This window comes from Microbacterium sp. WCS2018Hpa-9, from assembly GCF_031843745.1.
Classification (GTDB): domain Bacteria; phylum Actinomycetota; class Actinomycetes; order Actinomycetales; family Microbacteriaceae; genus Microbacterium.
In genome coordinates this window covers 287,539-305,756 of sequence record NZ_JAVTIY010000001.1, presented here as the reverse complement: position 1 = coordinate 305,756, position 18,218 = coordinate 287,539, and the positions used below count along the sequence as shown (strand labels likewise).

The 18,218-nt window shown below is 63.9% G+C and carries 24 protein-coding genes; 15 read left to right on the top strand and 9 right to left on the bottom strand.

What is annotated here, in order from left to right:
• Positions 1-5: 5 nt before the first annotated feature.
• Together RQG82_RS01605 and RQG82_RS01600 are read right to left on the bottom strand one after the other, a co-directional pair.
• Positions 6-1,841 carry a DEAD/DEAH box helicase gene (locus RQG82_RS01605; protein WP_311257385.1) on the bottom strand — a complete coding sequence of 612 codons (1,836 nt, stop codon included), beginning with the start codon at positions 1,839-1,841 and terminating at the stop codon, positions 6-8.
• A 47-nt stretch (positions 1,842-1,888) separates the two neighbouring features.
• On the bottom strand, positions 1,889-3,589 hold the full coding sequence (locus RQG82_RS01600; protein WP_311257384.1) for a long-chain-fatty-acid--CoA ligase: 1,701 nt from the start codon (positions 3,587-3,589) through the stop codon (positions 1,889-1,891).
• 68 nt (positions 3,590-3,657) lie between these two features.
• Here RQG82_RS01600 and gatC point away from each other — a divergent pair, with 68 nt between their 5' ends.
• Genes gatC through RQG82_RS01570 form a run of 6 tightly spaced genes read left to right on the top strand, consistent with a single transcriptional unit; the run spans position 3,658 to position 9,209 of the window.
• Complete coding sequence (gene gatC, locus RQG82_RS01595; RefSeq protein WP_311257383.1) at positions 3,658-3,957, top strand: Asp-tRNA(Asn)/Glu-tRNA(Gln) amidotransferase subunit GatC; 300 nt, start codon at positions 3,658-3,660, stop codon at positions 3,955-3,957.
• Between the two features lie 14 nt (positions 3,958-3,971).
• On the top strand, positions 3,972-5,471 hold the full coding sequence (gatA, locus tag RQG82_RS01590; RefSeq protein WP_396653549.1) for an Asp-tRNA(Asn)/Glu-tRNA(Gln) amidotransferase subunit GatA: 1,500 nt from the start codon (positions 3,972-3,974) through the stop codon (positions 5,469-5,471).
• Complete coding sequence (gatB, locus tag RQG82_RS01585) at positions 5,471-6,985, top strand: Asp-tRNA(Asn)/Glu-tRNA(Gln) amidotransferase subunit GatB (protein WP_311257381.1); 1,515 nt, start codon at positions 5,471-5,473, stop codon at positions 6,983-6,985. Before gatA ends, gatB begins: the two co-directional genes overlap by 1 nt.
• Before the next feature lie 47 nt (positions 6,986-7,032).
• Positions 7,033-8,289: a DNA polymerase IV gene (gene dinB / locus RQG82_RS01580; protein ID WP_311257380.1), complete on the top strand. Its 1,257-nt coding sequence runs from the start codon at positions 7,033-7,035 to the stop codon at positions 8,287-8,289.
• A 37-nt stretch (positions 8,290-8,326) separates the two neighbouring features.
• A complete protein-coding gene (locus tag RQG82_RS01575; RefSeq protein ID WP_311257379.1) occupies positions 8,327-8,644 on the top strand; it encodes a hypothetical protein in 318 nt (105 codons plus the stop codon).
• Complete coding sequence (locus RQG82_RS01570) at positions 8,628-9,209, top strand: hypothetical protein (protein WP_311257378.1); 582 nt, start codon at positions 8,628-8,630, stop codon at positions 9,207-9,209. The genes RQG82_RS01575 and RQG82_RS01570 overlap by 17 nt, the downstream gene beginning before the upstream one ends.
• Positions 9,210-9,212: 3 nt before the next feature.
• Here the strand turns inward: RQG82_RS01570 and RQG82_RS01565 are convergent, their stop codons facing one another.
• From RQG82_RS01565 to RQG82_RS01540, 7 genes are all read right to left on the bottom strand, one after another.
• Positions 9,213-9,704, bottom strand: a complete 492-nt coding sequence (locus tag RQG82_RS01565; protein WP_311257377.1) for a DUF2017 family protein — start codon at positions 9,702-9,704, stop codon at positions 9,213-9,215.
• Positions 9,701-9,994 carry an ATP-dependent Clp protease adapter ClpS gene (clpS, locus tag RQG82_RS01560; protein WP_311257376.1) on the bottom strand — a complete coding sequence of 98 codons (294 nt, stop codon included), beginning with the start codon at positions 9,992-9,994 and terminating at the stop codon, positions 9,701-9,703. The genes RQG82_RS01565 and clpS overlap by 4 nt, the downstream gene beginning before the upstream one ends.
• Positions 9,991-10,338 (bottom strand): metallopeptidase family protein, encoded by a 348-nt coding sequence (locus tag RQG82_RS01555; protein WP_311257375.1) that lies wholly within the window; start codon positions 10,336-10,338, stop codon positions 9,991-9,993. Before RQG82_RS01555 ends, clpS begins: the two co-directional genes overlap by 4 nt.
• A gap of 37 nt (positions 10,339-10,375) precedes the next feature.
• Positions 10,376-11,005 (bottom strand): LysE family transporter, encoded by a 630-nt coding sequence (locus RQG82_RS01550; RefSeq protein ID WP_311257374.1) that lies wholly within the window; start codon positions 11,003-11,005, stop codon positions 10,376-10,378.
• A 239-nt stretch (positions 11,006-11,244) separates the two neighbouring features.
• Positions 11,245-11,727, bottom strand: a complete 483-nt coding sequence (locus tag RQG82_RS20145; protein ID WP_396653538.1) for an HNH endonuclease signature motif containing protein — start codon at positions 11,725-11,727, stop codon at positions 11,245-11,247.
• Between the two features lie 100 nt (positions 11,728-11,827).
• On the bottom strand, positions 11,828-12,217 hold the full coding sequence (locus RQG82_RS01545; RefSeq protein WP_311257373.1) for an ImmA/IrrE family metallo-endopeptidase: 390 nt from the start codon (positions 12,215-12,217) through the stop codon (positions 11,828-11,830).
• A gap of 58 nt (positions 12,218-12,275) precedes the next feature.
• On the bottom strand, positions 12,276-12,656 hold the full coding sequence (locus RQG82_RS01540; RefSeq protein WP_311257372.1) for a hypothetical protein: 381 nt from the start codon (positions 12,654-12,656) through the stop codon (positions 12,276-12,278).
• Positions 12,657-13,068: 412 nt separating this feature from the next.
• Between RQG82_RS01540 and RQG82_RS01535 the strand changes: the two genes are divergently transcribed.
• From RQG82_RS01535 to RQG82_RS01495, 9 genes are all read left to right on the top strand, one after another.
• Positions 13,069-13,230 (top strand): hypothetical protein, encoded by a 162-nt coding sequence (locus RQG82_RS01535; RefSeq protein ID WP_311257371.1) that lies wholly within the window; start codon positions 13,069-13,071, stop codon positions 13,228-13,230.
• Positions 13,231-13,822: 592 nt separating this feature from the next.
• Positions 13,823-14,074: a hypothetical protein gene (locus RQG82_RS01530; protein WP_311257370.1), complete on the top strand. Its 252-nt coding sequence runs from the start codon at positions 13,823-13,825 to the stop codon at positions 14,072-14,074.
• Positions 14,075-14,180: 106 nt separating this feature from the next.
• Entirely contained in the window at positions 14,181-14,366 is a 186-nt protein-coding gene (locus RQG82_RS01525) for a hypothetical protein (protein ID WP_311257369.1), read from the top strand.
• Positions 14,367-14,631: 265 nt separating this feature from the next.
• Positions 14,632-14,931 carry a hypothetical protein gene (locus RQG82_RS01520; RefSeq protein ID WP_311257368.1) on the top strand — a complete coding sequence of 100 codons (300 nt, stop codon included), beginning with the start codon at positions 14,632-14,634 and terminating at the stop codon, positions 14,929-14,931.
• Positions 14,928-15,239 (top strand): DUF4031 domain-containing protein, encoded by a 312-nt coding sequence (locus RQG82_RS01515; protein ID WP_311257367.1) that lies wholly within the window; start codon positions 14,928-14,930, stop codon positions 15,237-15,239. Before RQG82_RS01520 ends, RQG82_RS01515 begins: the two co-directional genes overlap by 4 nt.
• Before the next feature lie 160 nt (positions 15,240-15,399).
• On the top strand, positions 15,400-15,711 hold the full coding sequence (locus RQG82_RS01510; RefSeq protein ID WP_311257366.1) for a hypothetical protein: 312 nt from the start codon (positions 15,400-15,402) through the stop codon (positions 15,709-15,711).
• A gap of 782 nt (positions 15,712-16,493) precedes the next feature.
• A complete protein-coding gene (locus RQG82_RS01505) occupies positions 16,494-17,171 on the top strand; it encodes a YqaJ viral recombinase family protein (RefSeq protein ID WP_311257365.1) in 678 nt (225 codons plus the stop codon).
• Positions 17,168-17,656 (top strand): HNH endonuclease, encoded by a 489-nt coding sequence (locus RQG82_RS01500; RefSeq protein ID WP_311257364.1) that lies wholly within the window; start codon positions 17,168-17,170, stop codon positions 17,654-17,656. The genes RQG82_RS01505 and RQG82_RS01500 overlap by 4 nt, the downstream gene beginning before the upstream one ends.
• On the top strand, positions 17,656-18,207 hold the full coding sequence (locus RQG82_RS01495; protein ID WP_311257363.1) for a hypothetical protein: 552 nt from the start codon (positions 17,656-17,658) through the stop codon (positions 18,205-18,207). The genes RQG82_RS01500 and RQG82_RS01495 overlap by 1 nt, the downstream gene beginning before the upstream one ends.
• Positions 18,208-18,218 lie beyond the last annotated feature (11 nt).

Sequence of the window (18,218 nt, the reverse complement as noted above, 5' to 3'; positions counted from 1 at the left end):
GCCGGTCAGTCCTTGTGACGCGGCTTGCGGAACGGCCTCTCGCCCTGCTCGTCGCTGCGGGCCGGCCGGTCGTCGCGTTCGTGACGCGGGCGGTCGTAGCCTCCTCGGGCGCCGGCGTCGCGGGGGCCGTCGTTGCGTCGGGCTGCGGGGCCGCGGTCGGGCTTGATCTCGATCAGTCGACCCGAGATGCGGGTGTCCTTGAGCTTGTCGAGCACCGAGGAGTCGAGATTCGCGGGCAGTTCGACGACCGTGAAGTCCGGGCGGATGTTGATGGCGCCGAAGTCGTCACGGCCGAGGCCGCCCTCATTGGCGAGGGCACCGACGATCTGACGGGGCTCGACGCGGTGACGTCGACCGACCTCGATGCGGTAGGGCTTGTAATCACCGCGTCCACGACGCTCACGAGGCTCGCGCGGCTCGCGCCGGTCGCGGTTGTTGTTCTCGCGCGGCGGACGGTTGTCGTACTCGACGGCCTTCGTCAGCGGGTCATCCGAAGGGTCGAGCAGCAGCGGTGTGTCGCCCTGCGCGACGACCGCGAGTGCGGCGGCCACATCGGCCTCCGGCACGTCGTGGTTGCGCACGTAGTGGGCGATGATGTCGCGGAACTTCTCGATGCGCGAGTTGTCGCCGAGCGCCGTCGTGATCGCGTCATCGAAGCGCGCGAGACGCGTGGTGTTGACATCATCCATGCTCGGCAGCTGCATCTGCGCCGGCTGCTGGCGCGTCGCCTTCTCGATCGACTTGAGCAGGTAGCGCTCGCGCGGCGTGATGAAGCTGATCGCGTCACCCTTGCGACCGGCGCGACCGGTGCGACCGATGCGGTGCACGTAGGACTCGGTGTCGGTGGGGATGTCGAAGTTGATGACGTGACTGATGCGCTCGACGTCGAGACCACGGGCGGCGACGTCCGTCGCGACGAGGATGTCGAGCTTGCCGTCCTTGAGCTGGTTGACGCTGCGCTCACGCTGCACCTGGGCGACATCGCCGTTGATCGCGGCGGCCGAGTAACCGCGAGCACGCAGCTTCTCGGCGAGCGTCTCGGTCTCGTTCTTGGTGCGGACGAACACGATCATGCCGTCGAAGTTCTCGACCTCGAGGATACGGGTCAGCGCATCGACCTTCTGCGCGTACGACACCACGAGGTAGCGCTGGGTGATGTTGGTGCCGGTCGCGGTCTTCGACTTGATGCTGATCTCTTCGGGGTCGCGCAGGTACTTCTGCGCGAGGCGACGGATCTGCGGGGGCATGGTAGCGGAGAACAGTGCGACCTGCTTCTCGACGGGCGTCTGCGCGAGGATCTGCTCGACGTCTTCGGCGAAGCCCATCTTCAGCATCTCGTCGGCCTCGTCCAGCACCAGGTACTGCAGCTGGGAGAGGTCGAGAGTGCCCTTGGCGAGGTGATCCATGATGCGGCCGGGCGTTCCGACGATCACGTGCACGCCGCGGCGCAGAGCAGAGAGCTGCACACCGTAGGCCTGGCCGCCGTAGACAGGCAGCATATGCACGCCCTTCATCTTCGAGGCGTACGACTCGAAGGCCTCGCAGACCTGCAGGGCGAGCTCACGGGTCGGGGCCAGGACCAGCGCCTGAGGCGTCTTCTGTGAGACGTCGAGGCGCTCGAGCACGGGGAGCGCGAAGGCCGCGGTCTTTCCCGTTCCGGTCTGCGCCATGCCGACGACATCGCGTCCTGACAGGAGAGTCGGAATGGTCGCGGCCTGGATGGGGGAGGGGGTCTCATAGCCGAGATCGCGGATCGCCTTGAGGACGGGTCCGGTGATACCGAGCTCCTCGAATCCAGGGGTCTCGGGGGCTTCGGTGGTTACAGCGTCTTCAGGGGTCACTGATCAAGGGTAGCGCGTCCCGAGTTCCAGCGCCTGTGAGGGCGCCCTCATGCGCCCGAGGTCAGCGCCAGGAGCTTCTCCTTGACCTGCCGCCGAAGGACCTTTCCGATCAAGGACTTCGGCAGCTCGTCGACGACGAAGACACGACGGGGCACCTTGTAGGGGGTGAGGATGCTGCGCGCGTACTCGCGGATCGCCTCGACGTCCACGTCCGTTCCGGAGTCCACGACGATCGCCGCGACGACCTCCTCGCCGGAATGATCGCTCGGCAGACCGACCACCGCGGCATCCGCGACCTGCGGGTGCTGTCGCAGCGCGTTCTCCACCTCTGTCGGCGCGACGTTGAAGCCGCCGGTGATGATGAGCTCTTTGATGCGGTCGACGATTCGGATGAACCCCGCATCGTCGACCGTCACGATGTCTCCGGTGCGGAACCAGCCGTCGACGAAGACGGCCTCCGTCTCCTCCGGTTTGCCGTAGTACCCGGAGAACACCTGCGGACCGCGCACGAGGAGCTCGCCCGCTGCGCCAGGGTCGACATCGACGGTCGGGTTCTCAGGATCCACCACGCGGCACTCGGTGCCGGGCAACGGAAGCCCCACGGTGCCGGGCACACGGTTGTCCGCGACCGGATTCGCCATCAGAACGGGGGAGCATTCGCTGAGTCCATAGCCCTCGACGAGGAAGCCGTTCGTCGCAGCCTCGAACGGCACCACCAACTCGTGCGGCAGCGCCATGGCTCCGGAGATCGCGACCTCGATGCCGTCGAGTGACACGCCCTTGGCATTCGCGGCGGCGAGTAGCCGATCTGCGATCGGGGGCACGAGCGGAAGGAACGTCGCCGGGTGCTTCTTCATCACATCGAGCACGAGATCCGGATCGAACTTCGGGAAGAGCACGAGTCGAGCACCCATCGACATCGCGAAGGTCAGGCACAGTGTGAGGCCGTAGGCGTGGAACATCGGCAGCACCGCGTACACGACGCAGCCCTTGCCGCGCTGGATGGACGGCACCCACGCCTGCGACTGGGCGGCGTTCGCGAGCAGGTTCCCGTGGGTGAGCGCCGCACCCTTGGGGGTACCCGTGGTGCCTGACGTGTACTGGATGATCGCCAGGTCGCCGGTGGACGGCTTCGGGTGCGTCGCCGGAACAGGGGACGACTGCACGAGCGAGTCCCAGGTCACGGTTCCGCGGACGCGCTCGGTGAGCGCCGCGCGCGACTCACGCGCCTTGGCCACCGGCAATCGCAGGGCCACGCGGGTGAGAAGAGGCATGGCCCGCGTCACGTCGACGGAGATGAGATTCGTCACCGCGAGATCGGCCGGGAACTCCTGCACCGTCGAGACGACCTTGTTCCAGACGATGGCGTGCTTCGCGCCATGATCCTCGAACTGCTTCCGCAGCTCGCGCGGCGTGTAGAGCGGGTTGTGTTCGACCACCACCGCGCCCAGACGGAGCACGGCGTAGAACGCCACGATGTGCTGCGGGCAGTTCGGCAGGACGATCGCGACCGGATCCCCGGCGCGCACGCCCAGGCGGCGCAGGCCCTCGGCGGCGCGGTCGATCGCATCCTGCAGCTGCGCATAGGTCGTCTCACGGCCGAAGAACTGCAGCGCGGGGGCGTCCGGGTAGTCGCGAGCGGATGCGGCGACGATGTCGATCAGCGATCCCGAGACGGGGGCGAGGTCGTCGGGGACGCCTTCCGCATAGCTGGCGATCCATGGGCGGGGAGGCTTGTACGAGCTCACCTGCCCAGCATAGGTCCGGCTCCGCTCGACTGCGGGGAGACGTCGGACACGCCAACTAGACTTGCGACGTGTCTGAAATCACTCCTGATCTTGTGCGCCATCTCGGCGTGCTCGCGCGCATCCAGCTCAACGACGACGAGGTGACCCGGCTGACGGGCCAGCTCGATGCCATCGTCGACAACATCGCGAAGGTGTCGGAGGTCGCAAGCCCCGACATCGCTGCAACGAGTCATCCGATCCCGCTGAGCAACGTCTACCGCCCCGATGTGGTGGGCGAGACGCTCACGCACGAACAGGTGCTCCAGAACGCGCCGGACCAGGCCGACGGTCGGTTCCGCGTCACCGCGATCCTGGGAGAAGAACAGTGACTGACATCATCCGGATGACCGCAGCCGAGCTTGCAGAGAAGCTCGCCAGTCGCGAGATCTCCAGCGTCGAGGCGACGCGCGCGCACCTCGACCGCATCGCCGCAGTCGACGGCGATGTCCATGCGTTCCTGCACGTGAACGAGGGTGCGCTCGAGGCCGCAGCGGCCGTCGATGCCAGGCGGGCGGCGGGCGAGGAGCTCGGCCCCATCGCCGGTGTGCCTCTCGCCATCAAGGACGTGCTGGTCACGACCGACCAGCCGACCACCAGCGGTTCGCGGATCCTCGAGGGCTATCGCTCCCCGTACGACGCGACCGTCGTCGCTCGCTCCCGCGCTGCGGGGCTCATCCCGCTCGGCAAGACCAACATGGACGAGTTCGCCATGGGTTCCTCCACCGAGCATTCCGCCTACGGCCCCACCCGCAACCCGTGGGACCTCGACCGCATTCCGGGCGGTTCCGGCGGCGGATCGGCCGCGGCTGTCGCCGCCTTCGAGGCTCCGCTGGCGCTCGGCTCCGACACCGGTGGATCCATCCGTCAGCCCGCGCACGTGACCGGCACGGTCGGCGTCAAGCCCACCTACGGCGGTGTCAGCCGCTATGGCGCGATCGCCCTCGCTTCCAGCCTCGACCAGGTCGGACCCGTGACGCGCACGGTGCTCGATGCGGGTCTGCTGCACGACGCGATCGGCGGTCACGACCCGAAGGACTCCACCTCGCTGCGCGACGAGTGGCCCTCGTTCGCGGATGCCGCCCGTGAAGGAGCACGCGGAGAGGTGCTCAAGGGACTGAAGGTCGGTGTCATCCGAGAGCTGCCCGACAGCGGCTTCCAGCCCGGCGTCGCCGAGTCGTTCCGCAGCGCTCTCGCGCTGATGGAGGCTCAGGGTGCGGAGATCGTCGAGATCGGCGCCCCGCACTTCGAGTACGGCGTCGCCGCCTACTACTTGATCCTCCCCGCGGAGGCCTCCAGCAACCTGGCGAAGTTCGACTCGGTGCGCTTCGGTATGCGCGTCACGCCCGACGGCAACCCGACCGTCGAGGACGTCATGTCCGCGACGCGCGACGCCGGCTTCGGCGACGAGGTCAAGCGACGCATCATCCTCGGCACCTACGCTCTGTCGGCCGGGTACTACGACGCGTACTACGGCAGCGCTCAGAAGGTCCGCACGCTCATCCAGCAGGACTTCGCGAACGCGTTCGCCGAGGTCGACATCATCGCGACGCCGTCGGCTCCGACCACCGCGTTCAAGATCGGCGAGAAGATCGACGATCCGCTGCAGATGTACCTCAACGACATCACGACGATCCCCGTGAACCTCGCCGGCGTCCCGGGGATCTCGATTCCCAGCGGCCTCGCGGCAGAGGACGGACTGCCCGTCGGCATCCAGTTCATCGCGCCGGCGCGGGAGGACGCGCGGCTCTACAAGGTCGGCGCAGCAGTCGAGACGCTTCTCGTCGATTCGTGGGGAGCACCGCTCCTCACGCGTGCACCCCAGCTCGTGGGAGGGACCCGCTGATGGCCACTGCCAAGCTCATGGACTTCGACAAGGCGCTGGAGCTGTTCGAGCCCGTTCTCGGGTTCGAGGTGCACGTCGAACTCAACACCAACACGAAGATGTTCTCGGACGCGCCGAACCCGGCCAACGAGGCTTATCACGCGGCTGAGCCGAACACGCTGATCGCGCCGGTCGACCTCGGTCTGCCCGGTTCGCTGCCCGTCGTGAACGAGACCGCGATCCGCTCGTCGATCAGCCTCGGTCTCGCACTCGGCTGCTCGATCGCACCGTCGAGCCGCTTCGCGCGGAAGAACTACTTCTACCCCGACCTCGGCAAGAACTACCAGATCTCGCAGTACGACGAGCCGATCGCGTTCGAGGGTGAGGTCGAGGTCGAGCTCGAAGACGGAACCATCGTGCAGATCCCGATCGAGCGTGCGCACATGGAAGAGGACGCGGGCAAGCTCACCCACATGGGAGGCGCCACCGGACGCATCCAGGGCGCCGAGTACTCGCTCGTCGATTACAACCGCGCAGGCGTCCCGCTCGTCGAGATCGTCACGAAGGTCATCTTCGGCACCGAGCATCGCGCACCCGAGGTGGCCAAGGCCTACGTCGCGACCATCCGTGACATCGTTCGCAGCCTCGGGATCTCGGAAGCCCGCCTGGAACGCGGCAACCTCCGCTGCGACGCCAATATCTCTCTGCGCCCTCGCGGCCAGGAGAAGCTCGGCACGCGCACCGAGACGAAGAACGTCAACTCGATGCGCTCGGTCGAGCGCGCTGTGCGCTACGAGATCCAGCGTCAGGCGCAGATCCTCGCTGACGGCGGCACGATCACGCAGGAGACCCGACACTGGCACGAGGACACCGGCACGACCTCGCCTGGTCGCCCCAAGTCGGATGCCGATGACTACCGCTACTTCCCGGAGCCCGACCTGCTCCCTGTGGAGCCTGCCGCAGAGCTGATCGAGGAGCTCCGTGCGCAGCTGCCCGAACAGCCGGTCGCCCGTCGGCGCCGCCTGATGGCCGAGTGGGGGTTCACCGACCTGGAGTTCCAGGACGTGCGAAACGGCGGCCTGCTGGACGCCGTCGAGGCGACGATCTCCGCCGGGGCGACTCCTGCCACGGCCCGCAAGTGGTGGACGGGTGAGATCAGCCGTCTCGCGAACACGCAGGAGAGGGATGCCACCGAGCTCATCTCCCCTGAGAATGTCGTGGCGCTGCAGAAGCTCGTCGACGCCGGGACCCTCACCGACAAGCTGGCTCGGCAGGTGCTCGAGGGAGTCATCGCCGGCGAAGGAACGCCGCAGGAGGTCGTCGACGGCCGCGGACTCGCGGTCGTCTCGGACGACGGTGCGCTGATCGCAGCGATCGACGAGGCCCTGGCAGCCCAGCCTGACGTTCTCGCGAAGATCAAGGATGGCAAGGTTCAGGCAGCCGGTGCCGTCATCGGCGCTGTGATGAAGGCGATGAAGGGCCAGGCCGACGCGGCCCGAGTCCGCGAACTCGTTCTCGAGCGCGCTGCGCAGTAACCGGATCCCCCGGACCTCATGTCTGAGGTCCGGGGGAGAATGGTCTCATGGGACACGGTGACGGCAGAGGGCGCATCGTGTCGTCTGTCGATGCCGACGACACCGGCACGAGCATCCTGCACGTCGACATGGATGCGTTCTACGCAGGGGTCGAGGTTCTCGACGATCCGAGCCTGCGCGGCCTCCCGCTGATCATCGGGTCGCCCGATGGCCGATCGGTGGTGTCGAGCGCTTCCTACGAGGCGCGCCGCTACGGCGTGCGTGCGGCGATGCCGGTGTCCCAGGCGCTGCGCCTGTGTCCATCGGCGCGCGTCGTTCCTCCGCACTTCCATCGCTACCAGGCGGTCTCGCGTCAGGTGATGGCGATCTTCGAGTCGTTCACGCCGCTGGTCGAGCCGCTGTCGGTCGACGAGGCCTTTCTCGACGTCCGCGGCGTTCGGCGGCTCTGGGGAAGCCCCGCGCAGATCGCGCATCTCGTTCGCGCGAGGGTCAAAGATGAAGTGGGCATCACGTGCAGCGTCGGCGTCGCTGCCACGAAGCATGTGGCGAAGATGGCCTCGACGATCTCGAAACCCGATGGGATGCTCGTCGTCGCGGCATCCGACACCCAGGATTTCCTCGACCCCCGTCCGGTGCGCGCGATGTGGGGCGTGGGCCCCAAGGCGGCCGAGGCACTGGAGGGGCGCGGAATCCGCACGGTGCGAGACATCCGCACCTCATCTCAGGCGATGCTCGACCGCGCCGTCGGGCCGGCTCTGAGTGCGCGGCTCGCGGAGCTCGCACGCGGGGAAGACCCCCGGACAGTCGAGACAGAGCGCGTCGAGAAGAGCGTCGGGCACGAGGAGACCTTCGACACCGATATCTCGGACAGGTCTTTCCTGAGAGCAGAGCTCCTGCGCCTCGCCGACCGCGTCGCAGCGCGCCTGCGGAAAGCCGAATGGGAGACGTCGACGGTCGCCATCAAGATCAGGTTCGACGACTTCCGCACCATCAGCCGTTCGCAGACGCTCTCGGAGCCCACTGCGGTGGGCCAGCGCATCGGCGAGGCCGCCCAGGCGCTCTTCGACCAGATCGAACGTCGGGATCCCGTGCGTCTGGTAGGGGTGCGCGCTGAGAAGCTGCGGCCGGCCGGTGGCGGCGGCTTCGGCCTCTGGGATGACGACGAGGACTGGCGGCGGGTCGAGGGCGCGGTCGACGATGCGGTCGCACGTTTCGGCACGGCCACGATCAGCCGAGCGAGACACATCGGCCGGGGCGACGGGCGTGGTGCCGCGCAGCATCCCCGGGCGCACGGGCTGGATTGACCCTTCCCTCAACCGATTCCTGGGCTAGCGTGGAACCATGCCCAACATTGCACTGGAACTCGGACAGCAGGCCGCCTCGTTCGGCGTGAAGAGCGCGTACGGCGAGCCGCAGGATCTCGACGGCGTGAGCATCACTCCGGTGGCGTTCACCTACTCCGGCTTCGGCGGAGGAAGCGGTGACGGCGCCGAAGGCGGCGGAGGCGGCGGTGTGTCGGTCCCGGTCGGCGTCTACGTGCGTCGCGAAGAGGGACTCCGGTTCGAGCCGAACATCGTGACGCTGCTCGTCGTCGCGGTGCCGTTCATCTGGGTGATCGGACGCGCGCTCTCTCGCATCATCCGTGCCCTCAAGAAGTGATGACCCGGTCGCTGCCGCTCTCGAGCGGGCCGCGGCCCTGATCGTCGACGACATCCATTTGCTCGCGGCGGCGAACCCGGTCGTCCTGATCGACGGTCGCAGCGGAGCAGGAAAGACGACTCTCGCGCGCATGCTCGTCGAGCGCTGGCCGATCGCCGGACGAGTGCAGCTGGTCGCGCTGGACTCGATCTATCCGGGTTGGGGCGGGCTCAGAGACGGAGTCGAGCGCGCACTGGACGGCATCCTCCGTCCGCACGGCCGAGGGTATCTCGGCGAGTGGAGACGATGGGACTGGCAGAGCGGCACCGAGGCCGAGACTCACGCGGTGGACCCCGCACTCGGGGTGCTGATCGAGGGGAGTGGAATCCTCACGCCTGCCACCGCCGCGATCGCGGATGTCCGTGTCTGGGTCGAGTCGTCGGAGATCGGTCGCAAGGCCCGAGCACTGGCGCGGGACGGCGACGCATACCGTCCGCACTGGGATCGCTGGGCGCAGCAGGAGAGCGATCACATCGTACGCGACGATCCCCGCGCGCTCGCGACCAGGGTCATCGAGGTCCCGTAGTACTCAGAGGAGTTCGTCGGCCGCGTCGATCGTGAGTTCGAGGCGGTATCCGAGCCAGTCGTAGACGCCGAACCTCGGGTCTTCGGGGTCATGATCGTCATCGCTCTCGATGCCGAGGCGCTCCGCGATCACGAGGCGCAGCGCGGTGAGTGTGCGCATCCACGCGTCGATGTCGGACGGTGGTATGTCGAGGTCGTGCTCTGTGAAGGCCTCGCTCTGCGACATCTCGCCGAGGTCACCGCGCATGCCTGCGAGTGCGGTGCGGACGATGTCCGCGTCCAGAGTGCGTCGATCGAGCAGGTCGTCACGAGTCGCTTCCCGGAACGAGCGAGAGGACTCCTCATCCCCGGGGTAGGGATCGGGAACCAGGCGGCCGATCGCGGGATCTTCGACGTCGCGATTCGCTCCCACGAGTTCGCGGAAGTCGTCGACCAGCTGCGCGAGCTGCGCCCCCTCGACCCGAGCCATACGTATCCGCACCATAGGCTCGCTCATCTCGCGGCCTTTCGGACAGTGGCCCACAAGCCGTAGTCGTGCATCGCCTGGGCGTGCACCTCCATCGTCTCTCGCGGCCCCGTCGCCACGATGGCCTGGCCGTCGTGGTGGACCTGGCGCATGAGCACCGTCGCGCGCTCCAGCGAGTAGCCGAAGTAGATGCGGAAGACTCGCACGACGTAGCTCATCAGGTTGACGGGGTCGTTCCACACCACGACCTCCCATGGTTCGAGCGGAGCTGCCGAGAGATCGACCAGCTCATCGACGTCGGGCGTGGCGAGGGGACTCATGCCCACCCCAGCGTGTGGAGCTGCTCGTCGTCGATGCCGTAGAAGTGCGCGATCTCGTGCACCAGGGTCGCGTGCACCTCGTCGCGCAGCTCGTCGTCCGTCTCGCACGCAGCCAGATGCGGCTCACGGTAGACGACGATCCGATCGGGGAGCTCGCCGGAGCCGTACTGCGTACGTTCGGTCAGGGCCAGCCCGTCGTAGAGCCCGAGCAGGTCGAGACTTCCGTCCTCCGGCCGATCCTCGACGACGAACACCACGTTCTCCAGCCCGTCGACCATCTCGTCGGGCAGCCGATCGAGCTCGTCGATCACGAGTTCTTCGAAGTCCGCAGCATTCATTTCCATCAGGTCCAGCCTATTGCCGGCTTGGGGGAGCGAAGCGTCAGTGGAGGAAGACGAGGAGACCGGCGACGGCGATGAAGAGCACCCCGAAGACGCTGTTGAGGGTGCGCTGTCCGCTCGCGGATCGTGTGAGCCGACGGAACGGTCGGGCCGCAGTGGCGAAGAATCCCCACATCACCACGATGTCGACGATGATGACCGTGCCGATGAGGGTGAGGTACTGAGGGAGCTGCGGCTGATCGAGCCGTATGAACTGAGGGATGAATGCGAGGAAGAACACGATCGCCTTCGGGTTGAGGAGATTCACCCAGAATCCGCGTCTGATCATCGACCAGTGGCCCTCATGAAGGTCGACAGTCGTCCCCTCGTCGGCAGCGGGGAGCTTGGGTCTCGTGAGGATCAGACGGATGCCGAGGAAGACCAGGTATGCCGCGCCGGCGTATCGGATCACGTTGAACAGCACCTCGGACTGCGACACGACGAGTCCGAGGCCCGCCGCGACGATCACGACGTGCACGATGAGAGCGATCTGCTGTCCGAGGATTCCCCAGATCGAACGGCGCCAGCCCTGGCTCAGAGCATTCGACATCGTATTGATCGCGCCGGCCCCCGGCGTGAAGCTGATCACCACGCAGGCGGTCAGAAGCGAGAACCACACGGCGAGCGACACCCCGCAATCCTACGGGTGGCTCACTTGCGTCGATCACCGTCGTTCGCGCCCGGTGTGCGTGGCGCATCGTGATACAGAAAAGGTCCGAGTCTCTCGACTCGGACCTTCTCTGAGTGGGGTGAGTAACGGGACTCGAACCGGTTACGCCGGTACCCCTGAAATGCCTGTTTTGCCGCGGAATCACGCGGATGTTGGCCGTCACCCCATGCGGGTGGCGGTAAATACAGCTTACCGGAAAATCAATGGTTTTGACAGGGTGATGAAGGCACGCCTTCACTTGCGCGAGCCTCACGCCGCGCACGGGCCGTGATGGCCTGGCACTTGCGGCAGTTACGGCCAAGCGGATGGATGATCGTGTTCTCAGGCGTGAACTCATGCCCGCGCTTGCAGTGTGTTCGGGCGGCGTTGATTGCGGTGGGTCCGACGCCGCGAAGGGTGTTCACACGTCCGCTCACTGGTTCGAGGTGGTGCGGATTGACGCAACCGCGATTTCGGCAGAGATGGTCAAGCTGCAAGCCGTCCGGGATGTTTCCGACCAGGATCTCGTATGACACTCGATGTGCGTGCGCCGGGCTCACTCCAGCACCGGCTACGCGGAACTGTCCGTAACCCGCCGCGTTGCGTCCTGCGATCCACTCCCAACATTCATCGTCAGAGCGACGATCCACCTTGGCCCAGAATCGGACGATGCGGTCGGGGGTAAGTGCTCGGGTAGGCTTCATGCCAGCCCCTCTCTGCTCGTAACAGTGATGCGGGTCAGGCCCTCGGGCGGTGTACCACCACCGCTCGGGGCTGTTTCTATTCTCGCACCCTACACCGACATCAGCCTGCTAGCGCGCGGTGCAGCCACTGACCGACACCCATTCGCGGACGCGTGTAGGTCGCGTCTCCGATGCGCTGCAGGCAGAGCCTCCGATAGTCGATGATGACGTACGGCGCTACGTTCATCTCTTCCGCAATCCACTCGGCGTCGTGGTTGATCGCTTCGAGCTCGGCGTACCACTCGGGATCGACCAGCAGGGTTGCCGCGTATGCGTCCGCCTGACGCTCATTCGCGGGCGTGCTGCAATCGTGCCCATAGTGATGGTGGCCCAACTCGTGAGCAATCACCGTCCGACGATCCGCGATGGGTAGCTGCAGGTCGAAGTAGATGCGGCGCAACTCGGGAACGTATCGTCCGAGTTTGTCGCCGGTCATGTCGGTACCGTGCACGCTCAGACCGTAGGCGGCGGCCCTGGCAAGTAGTTGTCGCATGGCCCCCCGACCTTGGTTACGATCCTGGCGTCCGCTTCGGTGCAGCCGCGTTGGGTAGTTCCTCACCCGGATCTTCGCTTGATTCGTAATCTTCCGGGTGGGGTGCGACATTCGGCACCTCGACCTCTTTGCCGTCCGCCAGTTCTCGTGCCTGACGGACGAACTCGAAGGGGCTCATCCCGAACGTGCCGGCGAGCACGTCGATGTCGTTAGTGGTCATCGCTCGCTCATTCTTGATGAGCTTCGACCAATAGTCGCGTGCCCTCGCGCTGTGCGTGATCTCAGTCAGCCACCTACCGGACAGGTCATCGCGACCATGCCCGTTGATGATGTGCTTGAGGTACGCGTTCAGATCAGCGGAGAACCCCTCCGACTGCGCGTGTGACTTGAGACCCATACCCCGATTGTAGCTAATTTCTGACTTTCTGGTCACGGGGGCTTGCGTGGCGGTAATCTCTGACATACGATCAGGGCATGCCAGAAATTACGGACACGACCTATCAGGGGTCGATCGCAGCGGCCGTCAGAGCCGAGTTCAGTCGCCTCGGCTTCAAGCAGAAGGATCTCGCGTCGGTGATCGAACGCAGCCGCCCGACAGCTGCAGACAAGTGGTACGGCAGAACGTCGTACACCACGAAGGAACTTGAGACTGTATCCAGGTTCCTCGGCATCAGCCCGTATGACCTCAACGAATCCGCCGCTCTCGGCGTGAGATTCGCTGACGGAGCCCCAGTCGACGAGGTGGCGCGGATTACCCCGCCTCAGGATGCATGGGCTCAACCCTCCCGATCACGGTCGAGGAGAGCATCATGATCGACGCACTCCCGGTTCTGCCAACACTGTTGCTTGCCTTCATCGCGGGCGTCACGTGGTTGGCAATCGAGTTACGTCACGCATCCCCTGACCCGTACCCGGATGATCTGTCCGCGTTGGATGTTCTGCAACTGACGGGCAAGTACCCGCACGGCTGATCCCCGCAAACAGATCCGCTTCCTAGGTGGTCGCTCACCTAGGGGGTACTCGTCACGCCTCGAGCGTGACCACTAACTGAATCCCGAACCCATCCCGCGTTACACCGACCGGCTAAGGGTGCAGGGCCAACTACATAGAGGTAAGCGTCACAACGCAGGTACGGGAGTTCGCTCCCCTTGGTCTGGGACAAGGGTTCTGGGTGTTAGCCGGTTGTTGGTGTGAGGTCCACGCATTGGGTTGTGTGGCTGCTCCGTCTCGTGAGGGCGGGGTGTGGAGAAAGTGAAGGTTCCCACGGCTAGTACATCTGACTGTTCCCGATACGTCGGGGGTTGTGCGGCTAGAACCGTTCGTGCGGCAAGTCACTGCATATGCAAACGGATGGGGAACCTGAACACCTGAGCATGTGTTGAAACTGCTCCGTCCTCGAGCCTGAGATCGGTTTTCCCGGCGTAGTACCGGGCGAGGACTCTAAACCCGCGTTCTGGGGTTCGCGGGTTGCGTGGTCTGGGGTCACGCGTTGGGAGGTCGGGTGTATGGGGTTATCCGGCCTCCCATAAACAGTTTTGGTGATGACACGAAGGAGTGAACGACATGGGTTTCCAGGTTCAGGTGAAGAGCATCGGCAATGAGATCTGGGTGATGCCTGATGGTCGTTACGACTGGAAGGGCAAGACGTTTCGGTCACATCGATCTTCTGATTTGGTTGCCGCGATTCGAGAGGTCGCCGACGAGCGCACGTTGTCATTTGCGGCGCTTGTTCGAATTGTCACCGATGATGGCGAACCGGTTTCGTGCTGGAAGATCTGGCCGGGTCGAGTGAAGCAGTTGAGGCGGCGTTACTGATGTTCGCCTTCTTGTGTCGTCGTGCCCGTGATCGTCGTCTTCGTGATGCGGGTGTGGTTGTTGGCACGCTCGCATACCAACGCGCAATGAACAAAGGAATGATCCGATGACTGATACGCCGTGGGTTCTGATCGAACGGGTCGCGGCGGCAATGTACACGCTGCCCGACCCTAACGACCCGGATGCACCTATCGCACCGTGGCCACCAACACACCCGGATGACCACGCATGGTGGATGGCACACGCAAAAGCAGCAATCAACGCAATCAAGGAGTCGGACGATGGGCGCTGAATATCCCGCCTTATGTGGAATCTGCGGACAGTCACTAGCGGACGACTTCGAGACCCGCTACCACATGCCCATCTGCTACCTGTTCAACAAGCCGCTCAACCACAGAGGAGTTCGCAATGGATGACGCTATTTTCCGTGCCCTTGTGGACGGCAACAGGTTGAACCTCGCATACCGGATCGGTCTCAGTGACATGTGGGACGACGTTGCACAAACACTCGGACGACGGGTCACTTTTATGACCACCGAACAGAGAGAAGCGGCACGATGAACGGGCACACGTCGACCAACGACGGGATGATTGCACCTGAAGACGGTATGACCCTCGAAGAGCTCTGCGAGGCGGTGTCGAATTGGTCGCCAGCCTGGGACGGTGATGAGGCTATGCATTCCCTCATCTATCGGTTCCTCGAGCACTACGCCGAGCTTGACGGCGAAGTCTACGCAGCCCGCGATTCGACTGGCTTCAACGAAGATGCCGAGATCCTATTCCGTTACGACCACGAGACGGCGACGCTCGTCCTGCATACAGCGGTGTCGCCGGGCGGGAATGAGGAGCAGCGATGAGCGTCTACGTGGACGACATGTTTCGGAGGGCTGTCGTCCCGAATGGGGCACGCACGGTATCTGGTGAGTGGTGCCACATGGAAGCGGACACCCGTGAAGAACTCGATGCGATGGCTGACAAGATTGGTCTGCGGCGTTCGTATATCCAGAAGCCGGGCCACCCCGTGTACGAGCACTACGACGTGACCCGCCCCATGCGAGCGCGGGCAATCGCGGCAGGAGCCATTCCGATGATAATGCTCGAGCTGTCCGCTGTTCGTAAAAGCAAGCGCGAAGCATTTTTAGCCGCACGGGATGGATTGAAATGATGGCGATTCGATACGCAGCTTTCATGCTCGCCGCCATATGCCTCGGAGCACTAAGCCAGACACCCAACAGCCCCGCAACCATCTGGTTGACGGGGTTCTTCTTTACCTGCTTTGCCGTAGTCGCATGGAGCTGCCGCGGAACCAAGGCGAGGAGACGACCATGAACTTTTACGAAGAAAGTCTGAAAACAGCATTCATATCGAGCGCTGGAGTTGGCGTCCGTGACCGAGGGGACGGGGCCATCGAGATCACTACCGCATTCGGGTGGGCACTCGCGCTGCCTATCGATGCCGCGAACGCGGTTAGAGAGTTCCTGCAATACCGACCGGCTCAGGTGCCTCCCGCCCCCACTTTCATCGTTTCGGCGCGCAGTGCAGGCAAGACGCAAGCACTGGTGGATCAAATACTCGCACAGGCTAAGGAACGGGGCATCCGAGTTGAGGTTGTCTATCCGCAAGAGGAGCCGACATGATGGCGATTCGTTTTGCGGCGTTCACTCTCGCCGCCACATGCCTCATAGCACTCGCAAACACACCCAACAGCCCCGCCACCGTTTGGTTAGCGGGGTTCTTCTTTACCTGCTTTGCCGTGGTCGCATTTACCTGCCGCGGAACCAATATGAATCAGATCGGAAGGGACAAGAGATGAGCGGGAACATCACAGACCCGGATGACGAGTTCTACACAGGATGCACCGATGAGTGCGAGGACGGCTGTGAGGCCGACCACCGAGGAGAGCAGTGATGAGAGTGCGAGTTCTGGTTGAAATGGATGATGGCGGCGTTGGCATCCGTGCCGTCAACGTACTCGATTCCGCGATGCGGTTATACAACGAGAAGCTCAGCACCGCAGTCCCAGAGGCAGTCATTGACTTCGAGGTTCTCGGAGTCATCGCAGCAGATAGCGATATCAGGAGACGTGATGACTCTTGATGAGGCGGAAATCAGGCTCTCCCAAGAACGCGCATACCTCATCCGCGCCGAACACTCAGGCATCGGGTCCGTTATCGCACTCGCACAATCCCACGTCCGCTACTGGGAATCCATCGTACGCACGTTAAGACTCGAAGAATCTGGAGGTTGGCGACCATGAGTTCACGCATATCGGTTAGACACACCGAATCCGGGTGCTGGAAAGTCATGCGCGGCGAATACGTCCTCGCAATCTTCCCGCGCCACTACTGGAAAGACGCACTCCGAGAAGCACACGTCGAAGCCCGATACAACAACCTCGGCATCATCGGATTGGAATTCGTATGAACAGAGTCACCTACGCCACCCTGGTACAAGGAACCGAAGAATGGTTGCAGGCACGACGCGGACTACTCACCGCCAGCAACCTCGGCAAGCACATCACGCCGTCAACGTTGAAGGTCGCGGACAACGAGACCTCGCGCACCCTCACGATGCAGCTCGCAGCCGAACGGATCACCGGGCATGTCGAGTACGTGCACCCCACCGCAGACATGCAGCGTGGCACAGACGACGAACCCTTCGCTCGAGCCGTATACGCCGAACACTTCGCACCAGTCGAAGAAATCGGATTCGTCACGCTCGAGCAGGACGGTTACACGATCGGCTACTCACCAGACGGCTTCGTAGGCGATGAAGGACTCGTAGAAATCAAGTCCCGCAAGCCTGAGAAGCACATCGCCCACGTACTCGACGGCAAACCACCCGTGTACAACATGGCCCAGATGCAGGCAGGCATGTTCATCACCGGACGCAAATGGTGTGACTACATCTCGTTCAGTGCTGGCCTTCCTCTCTGGCCTCACCGCGTGTTCCCCGACCCGCGTTGGTTCTCTGCCATCGAAGCCGCGGCCAAGACGTTTGAGATCAACGTCGCCAACATCATCAGGAACTTCAACACCGCGACAGTTGGCCTGCCCGCAACCGAACGGCGACCCGAATATGAGGAGATCCGACTGTGACAAAAGAGATCATCCTGTCGCGCGGCCTGGTTGCGCTGATAGACGACGCCGACTACGAGTGGGCAATGGATGGCGGGAAGTGGCATGCCAGCAGTCATGCGACGCACCCATACGCCGTACGCACCGTTTGGGTGGGAAAGAAGTCGCACGGGGAGATCCTGCACCGGCTGATTCTTCCAACCGACCAGCACGTAGACCACATCAACGGCAACACGCTCGACAACAGACGTGCCAACTTGCGGGAAGCGTCTCCATCTCAGAACGCGGCCAACCGCAAGATGCGCGCAGACAGCAGGAACAAGTTCAAGGGTGTGCAAAAGTCCGTAGTCCCACATGCTCCCTGGCTCGCGTCTCTGACATCTGGTGGCACCTACCACCACCTGGGCGTATTCGCCACACAGGAGGAAGCCGCTCGAGCTTACGACGCCGCAGCGATCGAGCATTTCGGCGAGTTCGCTCGCCTGAACTTCCCAGGAGGCAACTGATGGATCTCTCACAGACGCTTGAGCCAAACAGCCAGCAGGTCAACGCAGACGACCTGACCGCAGCACCCCGCACCGTGAGCATCACCAACGTCACGGCGGGGACAGCGGAACAGCCAGTGTTCATCCACCTATCCGAGTTCCCTGGACGCACATACCGGCCGGGGAAGTCGATGCGGAGGGTGCTCGTCCAGATTTGGGGTGCAGAGGCGTCCAACTACGTCGGTCGCAAGCTTCGGCTGTACAACGATCAGACGATTCGTTTCGGCAAAGACGTCACTGGTGGCATCCGCATCTCGCACGCATCACACATTGACGCACCCGTAACCGTGAACCTGACCGTGACTCGTGGTCGTCGTGCCCCGTTCGTTGTGCAGCCGCTTCCTGATGCCCCGCCTGTTGACCCGACGACGATCACCAAAGCCCTACACGCGATCACGAATGCTACCGACACGACCACACTCGACGGCATCGAAAAACACGCACACACACTCGGCATCCACACAGACATCACGGACGCCATCAAACAGAAACGTGCACAGCTCAAAGGCTGACACACCAACCA